This window comes from Virgibacillus salarius (genome assembly GCF_039521925.1).
GTDB classification, from domain to species: Bacteria; Bacillota; Bacilli; order Bacillales; family Amphibacillaceae; genus Virgibacillus; species Virgibacillus salarius.
Genome location: NZ_BAAACY010000176.1, coordinates 1 through 23,106 on the forward strand (window position 1 = coordinate 1; position 23,106 = coordinate 23,106).

Consider the following 23,106-nt stretch of genomic DNA (forward strand, 5'->3'; position numbering starts at 1 on the left):
TGAAATGGTGCTTGATTAATTCTAAGAAAACAAGAGTATTTTGAAGATAATTAAAGTATATAGAGGGAGGTTATATACCACGATGGAGAAATTATTGAAGCAGGTTAAGCTATTAAGTGAGAAAGAACCAAAAACAATTGAGCAAATGGCATTAAAATTATCAGAAGAGGCTGGAGAAACCTCGCAAGCAGTATTATCTTATTTAAAAGCCAACGGAAGTGAGTATAAACAATTAGGTATTGATGATGTAAAAGAAGAATGTATAGATGTCATTCTTGTATCTTTAGCTTTGTTTTATAAAGTAGCTGAAAGTGAAGATGAATTACAAGAATTTATAACAAGAAAAATAGCCAAATGGCAGAGTAAAATGTAAAGAACAAAGAGATGTATTGAATTAAACCTGTAATCTAAAACAAATAATTCATAAATATTTAAATACTTCTCCAACTAAATGTAGCTTTAGTTAAAGAATAATAAGCTAATTTGCAACCGTGCTTCTATTATTGTTAACCATTATAAGAGCCACATTAGTTAAATACGGAGAAATTAGCAGTAAATAAATCGAAGCTTCTCAATTAACAAGAAGATAGGTGTACAAGGTCATACTATTAAATGGAGGAGTTAGTAAATGATATTAGTGAGTTCTTGTTAGGACTAAAGGTAAGATATACGCATAGTTTAGATCACAAGCTTAGTAAATTAATAGAAGAGAATAAGGCAATACCTGTATGCCCGGAATTGCTTGGTGGTTTCTCAACCCCTAGAGAACCTGCTGAAATAATAGGTGGTAATGGGGAAGATGTATTGGATGGGAAAGCTAAAGTAGTCGAGAAATCAGGTAGAGATGTTACAGAACTATACATAAAAGGAGCCTACTCGACTTTAAAAAAAGCTAAGGCTGTTAATGCAACAGTGGTTGTTCTTAAGGAGTATAGTCCTTCCTGTGGAAATTCCATGATTTATAATGGTGAATTTATGGGGGAGAAAATCACTGGAAATGGAGTTACTACTGCCTTACTAAAAAGAAATGGCTTACGAGTAATCTCAGAAGAACAGCTTGCCGAGTATTATGATGAGATAATATAGCGAATGCTTCTTCAATTAACGAGCGCATAACACCAATAAGGAGTAAAGTGTTCTAAATTGGTATTGTAAATTGCCATGAAGGTAAATTTCTATTATGTTACTGTACAGGAATGCTGATGCCGGAACACATCGAAAACGTTAATTAACAGGTTGTCTCTAAGTAAAACCAAGCAAATTTAGATATCCTGAGGTAGGTGTTTACATTGGAAGAGATAGTTATCATTTGTTCAGGAAGTTCAGGTGGTCATGCAAAGCTAATTATTGATGCTTTAGAAAAAGCTAATAGGAAGATTAAAGGAATAATAGATAACCAGCGGCAACCAGGTGAGAGGCTATATGGTTATGAAGTATTAGGTGATGAAGAATATGTAAAGCGAAATAGCATAGATACAGGAATCGTTGGAATAGGTGATAACTGGAAAAGAAAACAAGCTGTAAAAAGAGTTAAAGAAATAAACCCATTTTTTAAGTTTACAGTAGTCATACATCCTTATACCTCTATAGCTAGAGGTGTTACTATAGGTGAAGGAACTGTTGTAATGGCGGGAGCTATTATTAATAGTGACGCTCAGATTGGAGAACATTGTATTGTAAATACTAAAAGTTCAATAGCTCATGATTGTGAGATAGGAGATTATGTATCCATTTCTCCAAGCGCAACCTTAGGGGGTAATGTATTAGTAGGAGTTGGATCAACCGTAGCAATGGGAGCTAATGTTATCCATGCTGTAACAATCGGTCAACATACTGTGATAGGAGCAGGATCGACTGTATTGGATGATATTGAAGATTATAAGGTAGCTTATGGAACTCCTGCTAAAGCTGTTAAGGTAAGAAAAGAATTTGATAAATATCTATAAAAATATCTTTAGCATATAAACAATTCATTTCATCTCTGATATATCGAATAGGCAGTGAACATAAAAAGTTGTTTATCCCTATTACCTTAAGAAAGAGAATATTTACTCATCGCCTCTCTTTTGTAGTAGGTATGTTAAAACAGTGTAAGTAAGCATACATATGCTTCATACTTACACTGTTTTTTTAAGCTGTTAGACAAATGGTTTGTTTTTTAGTAATACGAAAAAATAATGCTAAGACAACTGCATTGTTGTTATACACGTGTTGTCGCCTTCAAAGGTGGAAATTTCTGATTCTGTTGTTTTTCCATCATATTCCATTTTAACTTGAAATGTTTTATCTCTTGGTAACCATAAATCAATAAACCCATTTTTTAATGATGTCATGGTTTCATCAACAACCACATTACCTTCTTCATCTTGAATATACACATCAAATTCTTTTTCCACCAACTCTCCTTGACATCCGGTTAGACTATGGTTGGTACAAGGGTGTGTGGTATTAATAAACGGTGCAATGGAAACGAAAAATTCATCTTCTGGAAGATTATAAGTCGTCTCTTTATTACCACTATCCGTAACAATAAGCTCTTCGGAAGTAATGGATGCAGACACATCATCGGTACTACCAACACTATAATTATGTACCATTTCTTTTACATCTTTTCCTTCTTTTTCATTCGAAGCACTGTTATCACAGGCTACTACGATGAAGATAAGTACGAAGCCAATCATTGCAAGAATGCCTTTTTTCATATATCATTCAACTCCTATTTTAATAGTATAAAATGTAATTTGATAGTATTTTACCATATGTAGACAAACGATATGTAATAGATAAGAAAGGCACATATCAATTTGTCCGCCTTTTAAAAACCAGTAAAACCAAACCATCCGGCTAAAAAGGAGGTTAATTTGGTCATCCAATCAAAGAATAGTGCAACTCCCATAAAAATCATAATGTATCCGCCAATTTGTATTAATTTTTGATTGTGTTTTTTAATCCACTTTATTTTACCAACAAAGAATGCCAACAAAAGAAATGGAATGGAGAAACCTGATACATAACTAATCATCATTACCATACCAACATCAGGATTAGTTGCAGCTAATGATAATACGATAGCTAATATGGGACCAGTACACGGTGTCCAGCCTAAAGAGAATGCCATTCCTATAAGATAGGACCCAAAATAACCTCCTGGACGATTTTTGAATGAGATTTTTTTATCCTTCATGAGAAATTTAAAATTAAATATACCTACAATCACTAGTCCAAAGAAAATAATTAAAACGGCACCAATTTGTCTAATGATATCCTGGTATGTCAACAAAAATTCGGATATATATGATGTGGTAAAACCAATCATTATAAAAATACTTGAGAATCCTAGTAAAAACAGAATGGTATGTAAGAGGGCTTTTTTATTTATTTTTTTATTTTCTTCTTTTATTTCACTTACGCTCATCCCAGTAATATATGATAAAAATGCTGGGTAAAGTGGTAATACACAAGGTGAAATAAAAGAGAGAAACCCTGCACCAAAAGCTAGGAATATATTTATTTCGTTCAAAACTACTTATCCCCCTTTTGTTTAGAGACTTATTGCTGAGGAAGTATTTCTTGTAAATATCCATCAAGTTTTTCTAATGTCAACGCACCATTTATTATTCTTTCTATCTTTCCATCAGGGTTTATAAAAAAGCTACTTGGAATAGGTCCTACTTTATATAGATCCATTACTTCTCCTGTTTTATCATGAGGAATCGGAAACGTTAAATCATATTTATCAATAAAACTGTCAACAGCTAATTCTGTATTATCTAAACTAACGGCGATAATTTCAATTCCTTTATCTTTATATTTGGGATAAAGTGCTTGCATGTAAGGCATTTCTTCTTCACAGGGTTTACACCAGGTTCCCCAAAAGTTTAACATGACACCTTTTCCTTCAAAATCACTAAGTTGAATCATTTCTTCTTTATTATTCTTATTTATTTGTTTTAATTTAAAGTCGGGTGCATCATCACCGATCTGATAAACGCTGTTATCTGCTTGTATGTTAGAAATTAATGCAAATACAATAGCACCTATTAATACAGCTAGAATAGCTGTTCGAAAAATGAAGCGATTTCTTTTTTTGTTCTTCTTTTTCTTTTTAGCCTCCTCCAAGCTCATATATACCCTCCCTACAATAATTAATTTCAATCTAAAAGACACGTACTGTTATTCTAAGATAAAAATTTGCAGAAATTATGTAGATGCTTTGTATAGTTTATGAACGAATGTATTTTTTCATATGAAGTGGAACCTCAAGCAGTTGGGGGGCGTTTATCCACCATCGGATTGAAGTAGGTAAGCTGAAGGATCTGCTTGCTTGTGCCCATTAACCTTTTAAAAAATAGTCACTAACCTTATTATCACTAATTATTCAAACCTGGGTGTTCAAACTATTGTCACGTAATCTATAAGCTTTGCTTTAAATCACATTTGAAGTGTGATGTAGTTCACTTATGTTAAGTAGTGCAAAATTTAGAATGTAAGTAAGAAAAAACATAAGGGAGGGGTAAGTAATGGAAACGAATAATAAAAATGTTATTGCAAAAGAAAAGGATAATAAAAAGTATTCTCTAAAAGGGACATTATTTTCCTCAATTGTATTTGTTGGAGGAACCATTATAGCTTTTATTCTACTATTATGGGTTTTGTATATGGTGAGAATTTAATAGGGGGGTATTTGTATGAAATTACATCGTGCTGAAGAAATTTGGTTAATTATTGGAATCGGAATTATTGCTCTTTCTATGGTGATAACAGGATATCAGGCATTTGCTCAAGGAATGGCACCGCCAAGTGGAATGGAAACCATTGATCCTCAAAAAGTAGATCAAACTACACCATTTGATAATCCTGGGATATTTGAGATTGGCGAAAACGAATATGAGGTAGTTATGATATTACAAGCCTTTAGTTTTACACCAAATGAAATTGAAGTCCCAGTAGGGTCAACCGTTCATTTTACAATGACTTCTAGAGATGTAGTACATGGCTTTCAAGTGGCTGGTACCAATATTAATGCTATGGTAACTCCTGGACACATACAAAAAATTTCACAAACCTTTGACAAACCAGGTGAATATCTCGTTTTATGTAATGAGTACTGCGGTGTCGGTCACCAAATGATGTCGACAACTATCACCGTTAAATAAAGGGAGGAGAAATAAATGGAGTTAGTTAAAGAAAAACCATTTGGAAAGATGCAACAGGCTCTAGGAGTTAATCCTAAAGATGCACGATTATCATTAACCTATTTTACTGTTTCATTTATTGCGTTATTAATAGGTGGATTTTTAGGTCTTTTTCAAGGATTAAACCGTGCAGGTCTAATGGAATTGCCAACATGGTTTGACTATTATCAAACACTAACAACGCATGGAATCTTATTAGTTCTTGTATTTACCACCACTTTTGTAATTGGGTATTTCTATGCTGGAATTTCCCATACAATGGGAGGATTACTTCCAAAGGTTAGAAAATTTGGTTGGACAGCATTTGGATTATTGGTAATTGGTGTTGTGTTTGTTGCAACTACTGTTGCCATGGGTAATGCATCAGTTATGTATACTTTCTACCCACCAATGCAAGCAACTCCTCTATTTTACATTGGCCTAGTTTTTCTTGTTGTGGGAATTTGGATAGCAGCATTTGGCGTGTTTATCAATGTAGCAAATTGGAGAAGAAATCATAAAGGACAGCATATTCCTTTGTTATCATTCTTTGCAACTGGTGTATTCGTTTTATTAGTCTTGGGAAGTATCGGTGTTACCATAGAAGTGTTAATGTTAATTCCATGGTCACTAGGGTGGACGGAAACCATCAATGTTATGCTTAGTCGTACATTATTTTGGAGTTTCGGCCATACTCTAGTTAATATTTGGTATTTAACTGCGATTTCTGCATGGTATGTCGCTGTACCAAAGATTATTGGTGGAAAACTATTTAGTGATGCTATCACACGTTTAGTAGTTATTTTATTAGTTATACTCAATATTCCTGGAGGATTCCATCATCAAATTGTTGACCCTGGTATTACAGAAGGCTGGAAATTCATCCATGTATTTATGAGTTTATCCATTGGGTTCCCATCTATGATGACTGCATTTGCTATGTTTGCTGTGTTTGAACGTGCAGGTAGAAGAAAAGGTGCTAAGGGTCTATTAGACTGGTTCAAAAAATTACCGTGGGGAGATGTGCGTTTCCTTGCACCATTTATTGCAATGGTTGCATTTATCCCTGCCGGTGCTGGTGGTATTGCACAAACAAATAATCAACTAAATCAAGTAGTTCATAATTCACTTTGGATAGTTGGACACTTCCATTTAACTCTTGGTGTTACGGTAGCATTAACCTTCTTCGGTATTACATATTGGTTAATTCCATATCTATCAAAGAGAAAATTAACACCAAAAATAAACAAACTAGGTATCATTCAAACCATTATCTGGACTATTGGTATGACATTTATGTCAGGAGCAATGCATTTAGTTGGTCTTTTAGGATCGCCTCGAAGAACTTCTTATACAACTTATGGAGATAACGCTACAGCCTTAAGCTGGGATCCTTACTTAATTTTCCTTGCAGTTGGAGGAACCTTCTTAATTGTTGGGGTTGTACTTATGGTTTATATCGTAGTTAATCTTATGTTCTTTGCGCCAAAAGGAAACACAGAATTTCCAATTGGAGAACCAGAAGCAGACGCACTATCAACTCCAAAATGGACGGAAAGATGGGGAACGATCATTATACTACTTATTCTAATAGTAGCCATGGGATATGTTATGCCACTTACAGATATATTAAATGTTCCAGGCTCTCCTCCATTTAGAACTTGGTAGAAAATTAAACATAATTATATGTCGCTTGAGAAAAAGAGATGGGGTGTAACTGAAACGGTTAATTCGAATGATGAACAACTAACTACCCTGTTTCTGGAAATATACATAGACTCCTTGAAAAAGAAGAGCGCTTTTGTTGTACGATATATCGCTGCCTAGCAAAGTAAAGTATATTTCCGAAGCGAGTTAGTTGAACGAATCATCATTTCTAATGTTTGTTTTTTTCTTTGATTAATACTAATTTCATAGTCTTTTTGATTATTAGAATTTGCAAATAGGACGTGATCAAATGAACCGAAATAGTAATATATTATCACTAGTAATAGTTATCACGTTTGGTTTTATCTTATTCTTAATTGGAACGGATGGCTTTCGAGCATATACGGCTGAAACGGCTAGAACGATGAAGCTGGTGGAAGAGATGCCGAGATTTCCTGAAGTTACCTTAGAAGATAGTAAGGAAAGACTATATGCATTCTCCGAGTTTGAAGATAAATATGTAATGATAACTTTTATTTATACTGCATGTACAGATGTTTGTCCTAAATTAGAAATGAATCTTGCTCAGGTTTATAATCGAATACCAGAAAAATATATCGGAGAGGATATTGTTTTCTTAAGTATTAGTTTTGATCCGGAGAGAGATACCCCTGCTATACTTGAAAAATATCGCCAATATTTTAATAGTGATGGTAACACTTGGAGAATGGCAAGAATCCCTGATAACCAAGAATTACAAAAGTTATTAACTTCTTTTGGAGTCGTTGTGATACCAGACAATATGGGCAATTTCACTCATAACTCTGCTTTTTATTTAGTGAATCCCCAAGGCAAGCTAGTAGAAGTTATGGATTATCAACAAATTGATTTAGCAGTTGAAAAAATAACAAGTATATTGAAAACAAATGAGGGGGGATAATGGATGAAACAAGCAATCTATGGATTAGGATTGTATATTTTCATGATGCTCCCACCAGTTATTACTTTATTCGAATCTATAATGGTAGTTCATATGCATATGCAAATGCCTTTGTTGGTTATTATTGGAATGATGTTTACACCATACCTCAAGAAAAAATTTCCCGGATTTTTTGAAGCTTGTAATCAAAATGGTATACCTGGAATAGTACTTTTTTTGATAATTATGAGTTACTGGATGCTCCCACGTGCTATGGATGAGGCCCTTACTTTACCATTAGTAGAGATTTTTAAATTTATAAGCTTACCATTTCTTGCAGGAGTACCACTAAGAGATAGCTGGCAAAAACTTATGAAATTTGAAAAGAATAGTGTGTATATCTTCTTTAGTGTATTATCAGGAATTATGGCTTGGATTTATATTGCTTCCCCTACACAGCTATGCAATAACTATTTAGAAACTGAGCAAAGAGCATTAGGCTGGACATTTTTAATAACCGGATTATGTATTATAATTTATTTTATCCAATCGCTATTTATTGATGATACAGAAGATTACTAAACGAAATAATGTCTTTTTGGAGACAAAGAATAGAAGAAAATCGGTCAAATAGGATTTTCAACTTTAATAATAGACTGGACTCACTAAATGCTTTATTCGAAAAACAAGGCTTTTCTATAACTGGTGCAGAACATGCTATTTTTGACACTAATGGTAAACTTTTGGATGGAATCAAGACGTAATATAAAGTGGTCAGTTACAAAAGAAATTTAATTTTCTAACTCTAAACTACTCTTTACACTGCTGCTAAGTAAGTAATCTCTTTTAAGGAAAAATTGAAGTTAGATGAGCAATGGTTAGAAAGCGACTAAAACAACCTAGACGATACTCTATTCGTGTGTGTTTGATCCTATATATAACTGACAGTTAACTCCACTTATCAATACTGAGGTTCACTTTTTTCCCGAAGTGGGGCGTTACTGCCAGTAATGTCTGATTGGTTCAAAGGTCTTCAGGTCATACCCTTGTGGTATGAACAATCAGTGGGGGGATAAAACAAAACCCCCACTGATTGAAGCAAAAAGATCGCTCTCTATATATTAAAATCATGTCCATTAGAAAAGGAACACCTCTCTTGAGATGCACCTTTTATTGAAATAATTCTTCCTTCAACCTATTGATATCTAGTATCATATTTCCATTACTATCTATTAGAATTAATTGTTTCTTCTTTAATTGGGTGATCGTTCTGCTAACTGTTTCACGACTTGAACCAATCATATTGGCTAAATCTCTATTCGTAAAACGGGTGGTCAATGTCATTGTTTCATTGATATGCTCCATTCCATGTTTTTTTCCAAGGCGAATTAATAGAAGAATAATTTGTTCATAAGTATTACGTAGGATTTTTTCTTCTAAGCGATTCTGTAAATCCACTATCTTATCTCCAAGCACACGGAAAATCTTGATACTTACCTCTGGATTGTTGATTAAAAAATCCTCAAATAAATGGATGGGGATGTAAAATAATACTGCTTCTTCCATTACTTCAGCATGTGCAGGGTAGTTATCATTACGAAAAAAACCTTGGTGAGGAAACATTTCACCTTCACTTAGAATATTGATAATTTGTTCTTTTCCTTGAATATCAGTTCGATAAATTTTTATTTTACCTTGGTGTATAAAATACACATTAGTGAGAAGGTCATCTTGCATAAAGATATGGACTCCCGATCGGTAGGTTCGATTTTTTGCAATATTTATAATCGGATCAATTTCATAGTCTGTTAAACTTTTGAAAAGGGGGAAACGTTGTAATAATTTTTTAACTGATGCTGGATACATAATTATCATCCTTTCAAATATAGTGCTCCATCTCATAATATTATCACGTACAATTTATAATTAGATGTGAAGAATATCATACTTATCAGATTGTAGTGGAGACTTTGGAGGATAACTATTGAGAAAAAATAGATTACAAAGGTAAGAGCTGTGACAAACATATGATTGTTAAAGCAAAAGCCAAACTATCACCCAATCCATGGTACTGCCTCTCGAAAGTAGAGTAAATAATCTAATTTCTGGGGATGTTTTGTAAAGTTTGTCACGGAGTATTTAGATGGAACTCTTTCATATCGTTCCTTAGCTAAAAATATAATATGGGTAGTTCCACACTAATAGGGAGAGCCACCGATAAACCAAAGCCCCGCTGATTGAAGTTTCACATTATAACTTTCTTATTATCGTTTTTTTAGAAGAACATTTAAGTTTTGTCCCAACTCTTTTCTTATTTTCTAGTTGGAAATATTCGTATTACGTCATAATTTAGTTATGTGATAAATATCACTAATTGTTTAGTTTTATTGTATTACAATTTTCCTAGACTTAAGAAGGGTGGGGCAGTAATGTTTAATAGAGATTATAATGAAAATCCGTTTATCGTAATATGGGAGCTAACACGTGCTTGTCAGTTACATTGTTTACACTGTCGTGCAGAAGCACAGTATCATAGACACCCATTAGAATTGAATTTTGAGGAAGGAAAGAAATTAATAGATAATATCTATGAAATGGACAATCCTATGCTTGTATTCACTGGCGGAGATCCATTGGAACGTCTAGATGTTTTTGATATTGCAGAATATGCGATTAAAAAAGGTGTCCGTTTATCCATGACACCATCTGCAACACCAAATGTAACCAAAGAAGCAATGAAAAAGGCGAAAGATATTGGACTTGCTAGATGGGCCTTTAGTATCGATGGCCATTGTAAAGAAGTTCATGACCATTTCCGAGGTACGGAAGGATCCTTTGATTTAACAATAAACGCTATTAACGATTTACATGAACTGGATATGCCTTTACAAATTAATACGGTTATTTCTAAATATAATTATGAACATTTGGATGAAATGGCAAAACTAGTAGAAAATTTGAATTGTGTAATGTGGAGTGTGTTTTTCCTTGTTCCTACTGGGCGAGGGAAAGAGTCAGATATGATTTCACCTGCTGAACATGAGAAGGTATTTAGATGGTTATACAAACTCTCAAAGCGTGTTCCTTTTGATATTAAAACAACAGCTGCCCAGCACTATCGGCGTGTGGTTATACAGCAGAAAATGCGTGAACAAAGAGGTATGAGTGATAAAGAACATATCTTTTACGAAGATGCTATCATCGCAGGAAAAACAGGGCAAATTGATGGATTAGGGCGAGCTCCAAAAGGGGTAAATGATGGAAATGGGTTTGTGTTCATTTCTCACACTGGGGATGTATACCCAAGTGGTCTATTACCTATTCGAGCAGGTAATGTACGACACACTCCAATATCAGAAATTTATAGAGAATCAGAGGTGTTTAAAAATTTAAGGAACCCTGATAAATATAAAGGAAAATGTGGAATCTGCGAATTTCGCCATGTATGTGGTGGTTCCAGATCCAGAGCATACAATGTAACAGGTGATTATATGGAAAGTGAACCTTATTGTGTATATATCCCAAGAGCAATGCGTAAGAAAGGAAAGAATATTATAGAAAAATAGATAGAAGCTGAGCAGATGGATGCTTAGCTTTTTTTGTAGTCTAAGGAAATGAAGGAAATTATAAAATTAGCCCATGCGGATAAAAATGGCGTGTTGAACTTTGTCCAGCTCTAGTGCCCAGAAACGAGGCGCCTTCACGAATCGCCCCACGTTAAGTCATCATCGGCTCGAAGCTCACCGTGATTTCTTTATCTCCGTTGACTCGCACCAGTCGTTCGTTTCTATTCGGGCGCTTACACTTTTGTTCTATGAATAAAATGCAGAAATCAGGGGATAGGAACTGTACGGAGAGGAAGAATTCACAAAAAGGCACTCAAGAGCAAGACTATTGACCAAACAATACACAACACGTTACTGTACTAAATTTGCATTACATTATGAAAAGATGATTTAAATATTAATAAGTTTATGACCATATTTTGACATCTGTCAAAGTGTGACATACTTCACACTATAGTAGAGATTTGAATGTTTTAATAAGTTATAGGCTTCACAAAGTAACTTATTTGGAGGGACAATAATGAAAAAAAAACCATCTCCACTTTGGCAACGAATAAATTATATAAAACCAAAAGAGACTTATTCAAATAATCATAGCCAATTACAAGAAGGGAACCGTGATTGGGAAAATGTATATCGAAAAAGATGGCAGCATGACAAGATAATTCGTTCCACACATGGTGTGAACTGCACGGGATCATGTAGTTGGAATATTTACGTAAAAGATGGGATCGTTACATGGGAAGGCCAGGCCTTAGACTATCCATCGACAGGACCAGATATGCCAGATTTTGAGCCACGCGGATGCCCAAGAGGAGCAAGCTTTTCTTGGTATATTTACAGCCCATTGCGCGTGAAATATCCATATGTCAGGAAGAAATTATTGCTTTTATGGAGAGAAGCTTTAGCTACAAATGACACTCCATTAGAAGCATGGAAAAGTATTGTGGAAGATAAGGAAAAAGCAAAGTCTTATAAACAGGCTAGGGGGAAGGGAGGATTAGTTAGAGCTGATTGGGAAGAAGTAACTAAGCTTATAGCGGCTTCAACACTTTATACAATCGTCAAATATGGTCCTGACCGTAATGTTGGATTTTCACCAATCCCAGCAATGTCAATGCTAAGCTATGCAGCCGGTAGTCGTTTTATGCATTTGCTTGGCGGACAAATGCTCAGCTTCTATGATTGGTATGCAGACTTACCACCAGCATCTCCGCAAATTTGGGGGGATCAAACCGATGTGCCAGAAAGTTCTGATTGGTTTAATTCCAGTTATATTATGACATGGGGTTCCAATGTTCCGATGACACGTACACCAGATGCTCACTTTTTAGTTGAAGCTCGCTATAAAGGGACAAAAGTTGTTTCAGTTAGTCCAGATTATGCAGAATCAACCAAATTTGCAGATGACTGGCTTTCCATTAGACAAGGAACAGATGGCGCGGCAGCAATGGCAATGGGACATGTTATTTTAAACGAATTTTATAATAAAAATAAAACACCTTATTTTGAAAATTATGCAAAACAGTACACAGATTTTCCGTTTTCAGTTCGATTAAAACAAGTAAATGGTAAGTTTATAGCAGACCGATTTCTAAATGCCGAAGATCTTGGCCTAGCATCCGAGAATAATCAATTTAAGCCAGCAATGTATAACCAAGCTACAAATGGTTTTTCCATCCCTCATGGAACAATGGGTTCTCGCTGGGATAAAAAAGGGACTTGGAATTTAAGACTTATTGACGAAAATACCAATGAAAAGATTGAACCTGTTTTAAGCTTCTTTGATATGGAAGACGAAGTAATTCATGTAGACATGCCGTATTTCGATGCAGAGGAGAAAAAAGTACTACCTCGTGCTATACCTGTAAAGAAAGTAGAACTAAACGGAGAAGTAGTATATGTTGCCACTGTTTATGATTTGATGCTTGGTAATTACGGAATTGATCGTGGTCTTGGTGGAGAAGCTGCAAGTTCTTATAACGAGATTGCACCATTTTCACCAGCATGGCAGGAGGAAATAACAGGTGTGGATCGTAATCTAATCATTAAAGTTGCTCGTGAATTTGCACAGAATGCCATTGATACAAAAGGTCGTTCCATGATTATTATGGGGGCCGGAATTAACCACTGGTACCATTCTGATACGATTTATCGTGCAATTATAAATCTTGTACTTATGATCGGCGCACAAGGTGTAAATGGTGGTGGCTGGGCTCACTATGTTGGTCAGGAAAAACTCCGTCCCGTCGAAGGGTGGACTACGATTCAATCCGCCAAAGACTGGGGAGAGCCGGCAAAATTGCAAAATGGTACTTCCTTTTTCTACTTTGCAACAGGTCAATGGCGTTATGAAGAAACACCTATTTCGGAACTTGCTGCTGCAACTATAGACAAAGCTAGATATGATCACCCTGGTGATTACAATGTTTTAGCAGCCCGTTTAGGGTGGTTACCATCATATCCGACGTTTAATAAAAACGGTATTGATTTATATAATGAAGCAGTTGCAAATGGAAATGAAACTACAGAAGAAATCGGAAACTTCGTTGCCAAACAATTAAAAGAGAAGAAATTACAATTTGCAATTGAGGACCCTGATAATTCGGTTAATTTCCCAAGGAATTTGTTTGTTTGGCGCGCGAACCTAATTTCAAGTTCTGGAAAAGGACATGAATATTTCTTAAAACATTTATTAGGTGCATCAAATGGGCTCTTGAACTCTGATGAAGATAGTATTCGACCAAAAGAAATTAAATGGCGAGATGAAGCACCTGAAGGGAAGGTAGATCTATTAATTAATCTAGATTTTCGTATGGCTGGAACAGCTCTATACTCTGATGTTATCCTTCCTGCATCAACATGGTATGAAAAGTATGATTTATCAAGCACGGATATGCATCCATTTGTACATCCGTTTAGTTCAGCTATCACATCACCATGGGAAGCAAAATCTGACTGGGACATTTTCAAAGTTTTAGCAAAAGGCGTTTCCGATATAGCTCAAGAAATCGGTATGGGCACAATCAAGGAAATAGTTGCGACACCAATAAATCATGACACGCCTGGAGAGATGGCACAGCCACTTGGCAAAATTGAAGACTGGTCAAAAGGGGAATGTGAACCAATTCCAGGTAAAACTATGCCACAAATTCATGTTGTCGAACGTGATTTCAAACAAATTTATAATAAAATGACAGCACTTGGTTCAAATATTGCTACTAAAGCATATGGAACCAAAGGTATCAATTGGATGATGAAAGATGAATATGAACAGGCGAAACGAACGTTTGGCACGGTAGATAACGGAAGTATTGCCGATGGATGTCCAGATATCACTAGTGCAAGAGATGCGTGTGATGCAATCTTAATGCTTTCTTCTACGACAAATGGAAAAGTTGCCGTAAAAGCGTGGGAAGCATTAGAAAAGACAACGAACTTAGAGTTAAAGGATTTAGCTACGGAAAGAGAAGAAGAGTTATTTACATTTGATAATATTATCACCCAACCGAAAACAGTTCTTACTTCACCAGCATTTAGTGGCTCAGAAAAAGGTGGAAGAAGATATTCACCATTTACAACCAATGTTGAACGATTGATTCCATTTCGAACAATTACAGGACGCCAATCTTACTTTTTGGATCATGAAATAATTAAGGAATTTGGGGAGTCATTTGCCATATTCAAACCAATTTTAAATCAAAAGCCATTTAGTTCTAAACGCCCAGATGTCGAAGGAAAAGAAATTACATTAAATTACTTAACGCCACATAATAAATGGTCAATTCATAGTATGTACTTTGATTCACAGCCGATGCTGACGTTGTTTCGCGGTGGACCAACAGTCTGGCTTAATAAAGATGATGCTGCTGAGATTGATGTAAAAGATAATGATTGGATTGAATGTTTCAATCGTAATGGCGTAGTTGTAGCAAGAGCGGTTGTTTCACACCGTATTCCTAGAACCATGGCATTTATGCATCATGCACAAGATCGTCATATTCATACACCTGGTACGAAACTAACGAAAAATCGTGGAGGTACGCATAACAGCCCAACAAAAATTCATGTGAAACCAACACATATGATTGGTGGATATGCACAATTAAGTTATGGATTTAATTATTATGGACCTACCGGAAACCAGCGTGACTTAAACGTGGTTATTAGAAAAATGAAGGAGGTTGATTGGCTTGAAGATTAAAGCACAGGTGGGAATGGTGATGAACCTGGATAAATGTATTGGCTGTCATACTTGCAGTGTAACCTGTAAAAATACATGGACAAACCGTCCGGGTGCAGAATATATGTATTTTAATAATGTTGAAACAAAACCTGGTATCGGCTATCCAAAACAATGGGAATCCCAGGAAAAATATAAAGGTGGTTGGGAACTTCAAGATGGGGAGTTACGGTTAAAATCCGGATCGAAAACAAACCGCCTCTTAAATCTATTCTATAATCCTAATCAACCAGAGATGGATGATTACTATGAACCGTGGAACTATGATTATGAGACGTTAACCAATAGCAAAGAAAGAAAACATCAACCGATTGCTAGGGCTAAATCTGCTATAACTGGAGAATTTATGGATTTAGAATGGGGGCCAAACTGGGAAGATGACTTAGCTGGTGGTCATATTACAGGTCTCCGTGATCCGAACGTTATACAAATGGAAGAATCCATCAAAACAGAGTTTGAAGATGTGTTTATGATGTATCTTCCACGTATCTGTGAACATTGTATCAATGCACCCTGTGTTTCCTCTTGCCCATCTGGTGCAATGTATAAACGAGATGAAGATGGTATTGTACTAGTTGATCAAAATGCATGCCGTGCATGGAGATACTGTACTACCTCATGCCCGTATAAAAAAGTCTACTTTAACTGGAAAACGAACAAAGCTGAAAAATGTACCATGTGTTTCCCAAGAATCGAAAACGGGCAGCCAACGATTTGTTCAGAAACCTGTGTGGGACGTATCCGTTATATTGGAATTATGTTATATGATGCTGATCGCGTATTGGAAGCCGCATCGGTAGAAGATGAGAAAGACTTGTATCATGCACAACTTGGTATTTTTCTAGATCCAAATAATCCGGAAGTTATTAAACAGGCAAAAAAAGATGGTATACCAATGGATTGGATTGAAGCTGCTCAAGCATCACCATTGTACAAAATGATTATTGATTGGAAGATTGCTTTACCTTTACATCCAGAATATCGAACCATGCCAATGGTTTGGTATATTCCGCCACTTAGCCCAATCATGAATATGATTGAAGGAAAAGGGAGTAATGCGGAAACAGCAGATATTTTCCCGGCGATTGATGAAATGCGAATTCCTATTGAATATCTTGCAAACTTACTAACTGCTGGGGATACTGGTCATATTCGTAAAGTGCTTAAGAAAATGGCTGTTATGCGAAGCTATATGCGTACAGAGCAAACTGGAAAGGACTTTGATCGTGATATAATTACTGATTTAGGGTTAACCGAAAAAGCGATTAAAGAAATGTACCGATTATTAGCAATTGCGAAATATCAAGATAGGTTTGTTATCCCACACAGTCACAAAGAAGAAGTAGCAGATTTATATGAAGAACAAGGTGCTTGTGGACTTGACTTTACGGGTGGACCAGGAAGCTGTGGAGTACTTTCTTAATAGTTTCAAATGGCGATGTAGTTCTTATACCCCCTGATGATTGTTAGTTTCACAAAGATATGACCAAAAGAACCCTGACCAGCATCTAGTATTTACTGGCAGTTGAATCCTCCTGAGTTTCACTTCGTAGGATTGGAGTGAGGGTCTTACTGTCAGTTACTTACTAAATAAAATTCAATGTACGTGAATATATGGAACAGATTTCCTTGGAATGGAATAAAAGCTGAGACGTCGTGTAGTAGAAATCAACTATATTGCAATATTTATATACAGAGTGTTCGAATTTCAACAAAGCTCTTAAAATGGACCAAACAATAAAGAAATAAAGTTATGAAGTACTACCCCAGCGAAGGAAGGTCTCGGTAAGATTCCGTAATGCACATGGTAAAAAGGAACAAAAGCTATATACGTCCACGTCTTTGAACTGCGCGGTTACTCGTCCAACAGAAAGAGTTGTGGTATTCCTCCCGAAGTCAATATTCTGTTGGCACTGAGCTCACCAGCCGTTCAGAGTCAAGGTAACAATCTTTACAAAAAACGAGTGTTATAAATTAGATAATAGGAAATCGGTTTGGTAGGGTGGTTTTACCAATCTTGATTTCAATAAGAGGAGATACGGATAATGAATCAAAACATTTATCAAATGGTTTCGTTTCTTTTAAATTACCCAAATAAAGAAATGGTAAGTATACTACCAGAGCTCCAATTGGAATTAGAAGAAATAGAAAATCCTGTAATAAAAGAAAATATCCATAGATTCATTAGTTTATCTTTAAACATGTCTTTGGATGATTGGATCAGTCACTATATCGAACATTTTGACTTTGGAAAATTAACAAATTTATATGTAACATATTTAAAATTAGGAGAGCAGAGAGAACGTGGTTTGGAATTACTTAAACTGAAAAAATACTACGAAGCACATGGATTTAATGTTACAGAAAAAGAGTTACCTGATTACTTACCTCTGATTCTTGAGTTTTGCGGAAATGTTCCTGTAGAAACGAGTAATGAATTGTTATCCATGCATGGAAAGGCTATTGGTGAAATCCAAAATAAATTGAGAGAAAGTGGCAATTACTATCTTTTATTATTTGAGGCTCTTTTTCTCCACATGTCTGATAACGGATTAATTCTTACTGCTACAGAATAAAGTTTAGGAGGAAAATAAAATGGAGTTATTATTATGGGGGATATTACCTTACATTGTATTAACCATTTTTATTGGTGGTCATATTTATCGATATCAAAAAGATCAATTTGGCTGGACTACGAAATCGAGTGAATTTCTTGAGAAAAAAAGATTAAGAGTTGGATCTCTTCTTTTTCACTGGGGAATAATATTCGTGTTTGGTGGCCATATTTTTGGATTAATTATACCAATAGGGCTTTATAATGCACTAGGGATTACTGAGCATATGTACCATACTGTTGCTATCATATTAGGATTGCCAGCAGGTATCGCCGCATTTATCGGTATAGTCTTATTAACCTATCGAAGAATAAGCATCAAACGTATGAAGGCTACAACCTCTCCAAGTGACTGGGTCAGCTTGATTTTCATTCTATTGGCAATAATAACTGGATTAATTGCCACTTCATTCAATGTTGATTCACATGGATTTGATTATCGAACAACGATTGCACCTTGGCTTCGCGGCTTGTTTATATTTAATATACAGCCGGAGTTAATGGCCTCTGTACCTATCTGGTTTAAGATTCATATTTACTGTACCTTTGCGTTATATGTTGTTTGGCCATTTACCCGTTTGGTGCATGCGTTTAGTTTTCCAATTCGCTATTTAAGCAGAAATTATGTTATTTATAAGAGAAGGGTTCCTAGAAAGGCAACGGAAGAGAGTGGTTTTTAATAATACTCTATATTCTCTCTTTAGAGATTAAAAAGGAGATTCAGAATGAGTAAATGGTTTTATATGAATCTTGTACTTTTACTGATGGCTATTTGGCAGGTAGTTAAGCCTTTTTCGTTTCCGATCTTTTCATTACCAATTTTATTTGGTCTCATTGGATTTTTGTTATTCCTATTTAATTGGACCAGAAATGCAGTGTTTTCAACCATTCGTAATGTTCCAGAACGGAAAACAAAAATTAAATTGGCTAATCTTTCAAAGAAGGTAATGCCGTATCACCGTTGGATTGGAACTGCTGCACTGGTTTTTATACTATTACATGCAGTATTTGTTCTTCATTGGTATAGTTTCTCTTTTCAAAATATGAAAATGCTAGCAGGATTGTTAGCATTCGTAAATTTAATTTTGATGGTACTTACTGGATGGTGGAGACTTGTCAAACCAACAGGGCGAATGCGTCAGATTCATTTACGATTAGGGATTTCCTTATTTTTTATCATTTCTTTACATTTACTTTTGTAATTTAAATACAGGAATAAAGGGTGTGTATTTCATGTTTAGTAACTTAGAAAGAACGGAGGATCAGCCAAATAAATCCCTTACTTTAATGGAGGAAATTAGAAAACAAATGATTAATGAAAATAACCCTGATATAAAAGAAACTATCGAGGAAATCGAAGCTCGTTTAATCTCTAGTAAAGAGATTTCCTTGAACGAACAATTTCTTATGTTAAGTACAGTGGCAAAGTACTACCATAAAACAAATAATTACGATAAAGCGGGTAAATATAGTCGTCACGCCTTGCAGCTATCCAAAAAGATGTCAGTAGACTTTATGCAAGTGATTATCGAGACCTATTTAGACTATGCAACACTGGAAAGAGAGTATGGACAACGCTCAACTGCTAGAATGGAATTAGCAAAATTAATGGCATTTCTAGATTCCAATGATTATCAGGATGGCTATGCATATGGCGTTATATTCAGCAACTTAGGAAAAATATCTCTTGATGAAGAAAACATGGAAAGTAGTATTACACAGCTTGAAAAAGCATTAACTTATTTTAAACAAGCAGTTCCAATGACACATCCAATTATCTCATCAACTATCCACACCCTTTCTGATGTATATATTCAAGTTGAACATTATCATAAAGCAATCGAACTATATCAAGAATTATTAAAAACCTATGAAACATTACAGGATAAACCCGCTTTAGCAAAAATATGGTTACGGTTAGGTGAAATACATTTTTATATTGATTTAAAAGAAGCCCGAAAAATGATTACAAAATCTATAAAATTAATGGATGAAATGGATGCTATGAACCATTTAGATACTACAAAAGCACTCTTGATGTTAGCTGAAATAGATGAAAATATGGGGAATTTTCCTCGAGCAATTAATTATTATAAAAAGGGTTTAAAGCAGTTAACAAGTTTCTATAAGGAGAATAATTTTTTAGTTGTTTATGTTTATTCCAAGATTGGAACCATCTCTATAAAAGTATTTAAATTAAATCAAGCAAAGAAATACCTAGAAAAGGGATTAGAATTATCCAAGCATTTTCCAAAAATCAGAATGCAATTTCTCTATGCACTAGGGAAATTATATTCTAATGAAAAAGTATATGATAATGCGTTGATCGTGTTTCAGGAATTTTTGCAACGTTTAGAAGAGGATGGACGAAAAAAATCTCTAGCTTATGGCAATACATTACAAGCTATTGCCTTTAATTATTTGGAGCAGGAAATGATAGAAGAGGCATATGACCATTATAAAGAGGCATTATCAATCTATGAACATCTAGAAAATTGCATGGAAGAAAAGGGACTCACTTCTATTCGATTGGCGTATTGCTTTGAAAGTATAAAAAATAAAGATATCATACAAGCAGAGCATTATTACGAAATGGGTTTTAAATTAATTGAAAAGGCACGAAATCAGGTGCTTCTAGAAGAAGCATTTACAGGTATTATTGAATTTTTCAAGAGAAATAAGAATGTGAAAAAGAGAAGAATATATGAAGATAAGTTAGTTAAAATGCAGACTACAAAAGGATAATTCTGAATAACTCTGTTGGTATTTTTTATATTCCTATGATATTCGTAACAGATATCTATATAATATAGAAAGTATATTGTATTTAAGGAAAGTAAAAGGAGAGATGATCCGCATGTCATTATTAACAGATAAATTTGGTCGGCCGATGAAGGATCTTCGCATCTCTGTTATTGATCGTTGTAACTTTAGATGTACGTACTGTATGCCAAAAGAGATCTTTGGAAGAGATTTTGCATTTATGCCAAAAGAACAGCTATTAAGCTTTGAGGAAATCGAGCGATTAGCTAGAAATTTTATAGCTTTAGGTGTCCAAAAAATTAGATTGACTGGAGGTGAACCACTTCTAAGAAGAGATTTGCCTTTATTAATTAAGAAATTAACAGCCATAAAAGGATTAGAAGATATTGGGCTTACAACGAATGGTTCGCTTCTTGCTCTTATGGCTCAAAAATTAAAAGATGCTGGGCTTAAGCGTGTAAATGTTAGCTTGGATGCGTTGAATAGTGAATTATTCAAATCCATTAATGATAGTGGAGTCGGACCAGAACGTGTTTTAATGGGAATCCAAAAGGCTAAAGAAGTTGGGCTTGAAGTAAAAGTGAATATGGTTGTAAAAAAAGAAATGAATGAACAGGAAATTATTCCGATGGCAAAGTATTTTCGGGAACAAGGAATTACGTTACGGTATATTGAATTTATGGATGTCGGACAATCTAATAGCTGGGATTTTAGTAAAGTTATAACAAAAAAGGAAATTTTCGAGAAGCTTTCTAAGCATTTTGAATTAGTGGCCGTTGACCCTGCATATTTAGGAGAAGTTGCTAAACGTTACCGCTATAAAGGATCGGGTAGCGAGGTTGGTTTCATCACTTCCGTATCTGCATCGTTTTGCTCAACTTGTACTAGAGCAAGAATTGCTGCAGACGGGAAAATGTACACCTGTCTATTCGCTTCAAATGGGTTTGATTTTAGAGAGTTATTACGTTCCGATAAAAGCGATGAAGAAATACAATCAGCGATAATGAACATTTGGGGAAATCGTATCGATCGTTATTCGGATGAACGGACTGAAGAATCGACAAAAAACAAGAAAAAAATTGAAATGTCTTATATTGGCGGATAGGGGGAAAAGGTTATGTTTGATAGATATTCTCGTCAAATACTTTTCAAACCAATAGGAGAAAATGGTCAGCAAAATATCGTATTGAAACATGTGTTAATTATTGGCTGTGGTGCACTAGGCTCTGGCAATGCAGAAAACCTAGTACGTGCAGGGATAGGAAAACTAACCCTGATTGATCGTGATTATGTTGAGTTAAGTAATTTACAAAGACAACAATTATATACAGAGAAAAATGTACATGACCAAATTCCAAAGGCACTTGCAGCAAAAACCCGCTTACAAGAAATCAATTCAGAAGTTGAAATTGAGTCTTTTGTCTTAGATGCTACTTCTAATACTCTATATCCAATTATAAAGGATATAGACTTGGTTATTGATGCAACAGATAATTTTGAGACAAGATTTATGTTAAATGATTTAATGCAAAAGCAAGGTATACCATGGATTTTCGGTTCTTGTGTAGGGAGTACTGGAATGAGTTATACGATCTTTCCAGGTAAAACTCCGTGTTTACAATGTTTGCTGGGTACTATACCGGTATCAGGTGCAACTTGTGACTCTGTAGGAATCATCTCACCAGCCGTACAGATGGTTGTTGCACATCAAACTACGGAAGCTTTAAAAATACTAGTAGAAGATACAAAAGCACTTCGTACTAAATTGATAACCTTTGATCTATGGAATAATCATTACCATCTAATAAATGTTAATCGAGCCAAGAAAACAGATTGTCCAACATGCGGGAAAACCCCGAGTTACCCAAATTTAAACGATGAATCTAGTACTAAAACAGAAGTCCTTTGTGGAAGGAATACCGTACAAATCCGAACATCTAAAAAACTAAATTTAGATATATTGGCAAGTCGTCTACAAAAAATTGCCCCAGTAAAACATAATGACTTTTTATTATCAATAGAATATGAATCCTATCGTCTCGTATTCTTCCGTGATGGTCGAACGTTAGTTCATGGTACAGATTCCGTGGAAAAGGCGAAAACAATCTATAATCAATTGGCAGGATGAGGGGATGTTATGGTAGACAGACAAAAACTAACTTAAGCTATTGAAGCCAATT

General features: G+C 35.1%; 21 protein-coding genes. 17 read left to right on the forward strand and 4 right to left on the reverse strand.

The window, feature by feature from the left end:
* Positions 1 to 82 precede the first annotated feature (82 nt).
* From ABDZ84_RS21210 to ABDZ84_RS21220, 3 genes are all read left to right on the forward strand, one after another.
* A complete protein-coding gene (locus tag ABDZ84_RS21210) occupies positions 83 to 373 on the forward strand; it encodes a MazG-like family protein (protein ID WP_026679618.1) in 291 nt (96 codons plus the stop codon).
* Positions 374 to 612: 239 nt separating this feature from the next.
* Complete coding sequence (locus ABDZ84_RS21215) at positions 613 to 1,086, forward strand: 2-thiouracil desulfurase family protein (protein WP_026679619.1); 474 nt, start codon at positions 613 to 615, stop codon at positions 1,084 to 1,086.
* 194 nt (positions 1,087 to 1,280) lie between these two features.
* Entirely contained in the window at positions 1,281 to 1,946 is a 666-nt protein-coding gene (locus ABDZ84_RS21220; RefSeq protein WP_258469440.1) for an acetyltransferase, read from the forward strand.
* Between the two features lie 234 nt (positions 1,947 to 2,180).
* Here the strand turns inward: ABDZ84_RS21220 and ABDZ84_RS21225 are convergent, their stop codons facing one another.
* From ABDZ84_RS21225 to resA, 3 genes are all read right to left on the reverse strand, one after another.
* Positions 2,181 to 2,702, reverse strand: a complete 522-nt coding sequence (locus ABDZ84_RS21225; protein WP_121605174.1) for a CueP family metal-binding protein — start codon at positions 2,700 to 2,702, stop codon at positions 2,181 to 2,183.
* Positions 2,703 to 2,815: 113 nt separating this feature from the next.
* Complete coding sequence (locus tag ABDZ84_RS21230) at positions 2,816 to 3,520, reverse strand: cytochrome c biogenesis CcdA family protein (protein WP_121605173.1); 705 nt, start codon at positions 3,518 to 3,520, stop codon at positions 2,816 to 2,818.
* A gap of 29 nt (positions 3,521 to 3,549) precedes the next feature.
* Positions 3,550 to 4,125 (reverse strand): thiol-disulfide oxidoreductase ResA, encoded by a 576-nt coding sequence (resA, locus tag ABDZ84_RS21235; RefSeq protein ID WP_321134053.1) that lies wholly within the window; start codon positions 4,123 to 4,125, stop codon positions 3,550 to 3,552.
* A gap of 395 nt (positions 4,126 to 4,520) precedes the next feature.
* Between resA and ABDZ84_RS21240 the strand changes: the two genes are divergently transcribed.
* From ABDZ84_RS21240 to ABDZ84_RS21260, 5 genes are all read left to right on the forward strand, one after another.
* Positions 4,521 to 4,673 carry a hypothetical protein gene (locus ABDZ84_RS21240; RefSeq protein ID WP_161629290.1) on the forward strand — a complete coding sequence of 51 codons (153 nt, stop codon included), beginning with the start codon at positions 4,521 to 4,523 and terminating at the stop codon, positions 4,671 to 4,673.
* Positions 4,674 to 4,688: 15 nt separating this feature from the next.
* Positions 4,689 to 5,156, forward strand: a complete 468-nt coding sequence (locus ABDZ84_RS21245) for a cytochrome c oxidase subunit II (RefSeq protein WP_026682736.1) — start codon at positions 4,689 to 4,691, stop codon at positions 5,154 to 5,156.
* 15 nt (positions 5,157 to 5,171) lie between these two features.
* Positions 5,172 to 6,842, forward strand: coding sequence for a cbb3-type cytochrome c oxidase subunit I (locus tag ABDZ84_RS21250; protein ID WP_343782911.1), 1,671 nt, complete (start codon positions 5,172 to 5,174; stop codon positions 6,840 to 6,842).
* A gap of 289 nt (positions 6,843 to 7,131) precedes the next feature.
* Positions 7,132 to 7,761 carry an SCO family protein gene (locus ABDZ84_RS21255; protein WP_343782913.1) on the forward strand — a complete coding sequence of 210 codons (630 nt, stop codon included), beginning with the start codon at positions 7,132 to 7,134 and terminating at the stop codon, positions 7,759 to 7,761.
* A gap of 3 nt (positions 7,762 to 7,764) precedes the next feature.
* A complete protein-coding gene (locus ABDZ84_RS21260) occupies positions 7,765 to 8,322 on the forward strand; it encodes a hypothetical protein (RefSeq protein ID WP_343782915.1) in 558 nt (185 codons plus the stop codon).
* Between the two features lie 588 nt (positions 8,323 to 8,910).
* On the opposite strand, the gene ABDZ84_RS21265 is transcribed toward ABDZ84_RS21260, so the two are convergent.
* Positions 8,911 to 9,606, reverse strand: a complete 696-nt coding sequence (locus tag ABDZ84_RS21265) for a Crp/Fnr family transcriptional regulator (RefSeq protein WP_343782917.1) — start codon at positions 9,604 to 9,606, stop codon at positions 8,911 to 8,913.
* A 563-nt stretch (positions 9,607 to 10,169) separates the two neighbouring features.
* On the opposite strand from ABDZ84_RS21265, the gene ABDZ84_RS21270 reads away from it, so the two are divergent.
* The 9 genes from ABDZ84_RS21270 to ABDZ84_RS21310 all read left to right on the forward strand — a co-directional run bounded on the left by ABDZ84_RS21270 (position 10,170) and on the right by ABDZ84_RS21310 (position 23,054).
* Entirely contained in the window at positions 10,170 to 11,306 is a 1,137-nt protein-coding gene (locus ABDZ84_RS21270; protein ID WP_343782919.1) for a TIGR04053 family radical SAM/SPASM domain-containing protein, read from the forward strand.
* 520 nt (positions 11,307 to 11,826) lie between these two features.
* Entirely contained in the window at positions 11,827 to 15,510 is a 3,684-nt protein-coding gene (locus ABDZ84_RS21275; RefSeq protein WP_343782921.1) for a nitrate reductase subunit alpha, read from the forward strand.
* On the forward strand, positions 15,500 to 16,972 hold the full coding sequence (narH, locus tag ABDZ84_RS21280) for a nitrate reductase subunit beta (RefSeq protein WP_026682743.1): 1,473 nt from the start codon (positions 15,500 to 15,502) through the stop codon (positions 16,970 to 16,972). The genes ABDZ84_RS21275 and narH overlap by 11 nt, the downstream gene beginning before the upstream one ends.
* A 622-nt stretch (positions 16,973 to 17,594) precedes the next feature.
* Positions 17,595 to 18,125, forward strand: coding sequence for a nitrate reductase molybdenum cofactor assembly chaperone (gene narJ / locus ABDZ84_RS21285; protein ID WP_034679621.1), 531 nt, complete (start codon positions 17,595 to 17,597; stop codon positions 18,123 to 18,125).
* A 19-nt stretch (positions 18,126 to 18,144) separates the two neighbouring features.
* Positions 18,145 to 18,843: a respiratory nitrate reductase subunit gamma gene (gene narI / locus ABDZ84_RS21290; protein WP_321134065.1), complete on the forward strand. Its 699-nt coding sequence runs from the start codon at positions 18,145 to 18,147 to the stop codon at positions 18,841 to 18,843.
* 45 nt (positions 18,844 to 18,888) lie between these two features.
* Entirely contained in the window at positions 18,889 to 19,365 is a 477-nt protein-coding gene (locus tag ABDZ84_RS21295; protein WP_026682746.1) for a ferric reductase-like transmembrane domain-containing protein, read from the forward strand.
* A 31-nt stretch (positions 19,366 to 19,396) separates the two neighbouring features.
* A complete protein-coding gene (locus ABDZ84_RS21300; RefSeq protein WP_281949034.1) occupies positions 19,397 to 20,908 on the forward strand; it encodes a tetratricopeptide repeat protein in 1,512 nt (503 codons plus the stop codon).
* A 112-nt stretch (positions 20,909 to 21,020) separates the two neighbouring features.
* A complete protein-coding gene (moaA, locus tag ABDZ84_RS21305) occupies positions 21,021 to 22,031 on the forward strand; it encodes a GTP 3',8-cyclase MoaA (protein WP_026682748.1) in 1,011 nt (336 codons plus the stop codon).
* A 12-nt stretch (positions 22,032 to 22,043) separates the two neighbouring features.
* Positions 22,044 to 23,054 (forward strand): MoeB/ThiF family adenylyltransferase, encoded by a 1,011-nt coding sequence (locus ABDZ84_RS21310; protein ID WP_166530701.1) that lies wholly within the window; start codon positions 22,044 to 22,046, stop codon positions 23,052 to 23,054.
* The last annotated feature ends 52 nt before the right edge of the window (positions 23,055 to 23,106 follow it).